The following is a 1,874-nucleotide window of genomic DNA, read 5'->3' on the forward strand; positions in this document are numbered from 1 at the left end:
GGCGTAGGAACCTCCATCATCGGAAGACCTCGACCCCACTCCCGGCCACGACGCGCCGACCCCACACTCGTACGGCTACACCCTCAACTGCGAAGAGCCCGTTTGTCCAGATTTACCGAAACGGCTTCGATCAATTGTACTGGGGTGGCCAGAGCGTCTGCGCCTCGAGCGGCACAGTCTTCACGCACAGCCTAAAGATCCAGCTGCGCAAGGGCTGCACTGGATTTTTCTGTGGGCAGCAGACGCGAGCCACAGCAATAAGTCCTGACAGCCCGTATAATGCGATTCAGACTATCAACCGTTTCGACAAGTGTAGCTCAGCCGCTCAGTACCGTTACGACATGGTCGCTTATGAGACCGTGCGAAGCGTTCAGTACGGGCCTTTTGTTGACGATGAGAACTTTGTCGTCGGTTGCAATTACTAAGGCGAAGTAGGTCAAGCAGGAGGGGCGGCACCAAGCCGGGCGGACGCCTCTCCTGCCTCGGCCACCGCGTCGAGGAACGGAGGACGATTCCTTACTGGGGGCGCCGCTTGCTCTCCGGCAGCTGCGCGCCAAGCGGCGTCCGCCTGGTGCCGATACAGCGACGCGCGACTCCACCCGGCGAGGCGAGCCGCATCCTCAGCAGTGCGGCCGCGCACTCGCGCATCCGCGGCAATTGCGAACTTGTCCGTGACCACCGCCGGGTCCGACAGGGGTCGGCCGAAGCGGATCCCGCTGGCACGGGCTGCGGCGATACCGGCATTCACTCGTTCAACGATGAGTTCCCGCTCGTACTCCGCGAGCGTGGCGAGCATGCCCAGCATCAGCCGGCCCGTCGACGTCGACGGGTCGATGCCGTCCGAGATCGACCGGACCTGCACACCGCTTCTTCATCCGGTTCGCTCGATCGCGGTCGCGCTCCCCGAGGTGACGGACTGAGAAGGCAGGAGAGGACCACGGGCCCCTGGCGGAAGGAGCGGGCGTTGTCGCGGGCCGGTTCGTGGTCAGTTGGTCGGCATGAAGGGGCCTCCGTATTCGCGGAGGTGGCTGATGCGTCCTTCGCGGAGGGTGATCACGGAGATGTAGCGGCGGCGGAGGCGACCGTCGCGGTCCGCGCGTCGGAGCACCGCCTCGTACTCGCATACCACCACCGCCGGGTCCTCGGTCGCTCGCACGGCGTGGAACGTGACCTCGTCGAACCAGAGGAAGCCCTCGAGGCCGGCAGCCATGACCTGGATCGCCTGCCGCCCCGTGATCGGCTGGGGATCTCCGGAGCCGTCGAAGGGCACGTCGATGACCGCGTCGTGATCGAACAGGTCGGGGAATGCGGTGATCCCCTGATCGATGCGCCCGTCGAGGGCGGTGACGAACGCGGTGACGGCGGCAGCGAAGTGCGGGGTCTCCATCCGGATCAGCCCAGCCGCACGTGCGCGATGCCGCCGTCGATGTCGAGGACTGTCCCGTGGGCGTACGACGCCTCGTCGGAGACGAGGAACCTCACGGCGAAGGCGATGTCGATCGGGCGCACGGGCGTTCCGGCGACGGTGCCCTTCGTCATCTCGACGAGGGCGTCCGCTGCGGCGGCGTTCCCCGGAGTAGCGGTGGCGCCGGGAGCGACGGTGTTGACGTTGACGCCGCGGGGGCCGAACTCGAGATGCTTGGTCTCTGAGTTTCGCCTCTGATCGCACCGTGTGGGAGGGGGGAGGGGCGCGGTGCCGTCCCGATAAGGGATCGCTGACCGGGACTTCCCTTACTTTCCGTCGAAGACGGTCGAGCGCAGCGGGCACGAAGAAAGTAACGGGTGTGCCTGCGGCACGAGCGGGCGGGCTGCGGGAGGATGACAGGGTGGACGACGGGGTGGTGGAGCGGTTTCTGGAGGGGCTCGCGGGGGCG

General features: G+C 66.4%; 2 protein-coding genes and 1 pseudogene. All 3 read right to left on the reverse strand.

The window, feature by feature from the left end:
- Positions 1-556: 556 nt before the first annotated feature.
- Positions 557-865, reverse strand: a pseudogene (locus C5D07_RS02390) (recombinase family protein); the annotation flags it as partial.
- Between the two features lie 120 nt (positions 866-985).
- Positions 986-1,387, reverse strand: a complete 402-nt coding sequence (locus C5D07_RS02395) for a nuclear transport factor 2 family protein (RefSeq protein WP_068250547.1) — start codon at positions 1,385-1,387, stop codon at positions 986-988.
- A gap of 5 nt (positions 1,388-1,392) precedes the next feature.
- Complete coding sequence (locus C5D07_RS02400) at positions 1,393-1,713, reverse strand: SDR family oxidoreductase (protein ID WP_084415730.1); 321 nt, start codon at positions 1,711-1,713, stop codon at positions 1,393-1,395.
- Positions 1,714-1,874 lie beyond the last annotated feature (161 nt).

The sequence above is a fragment of the Rathayibacter tritici genome (assembly GCF_002932875.1).
Lineage (GTDB): Bacteria > Actinomycetota > Actinomycetes > Actinomycetales > Microbacteriaceae > Rathayibacter > Rathayibacter tritici.

Coding starts and splice junctions, on each gene's coding strand:
- C5D07_RS02395 (WP_068250547.1), bottom strand. CDS start 1,387: ATGGAGACCCCGCACTTCGCTGCCGCCGTCACCGCGTTCGTCACCGCC.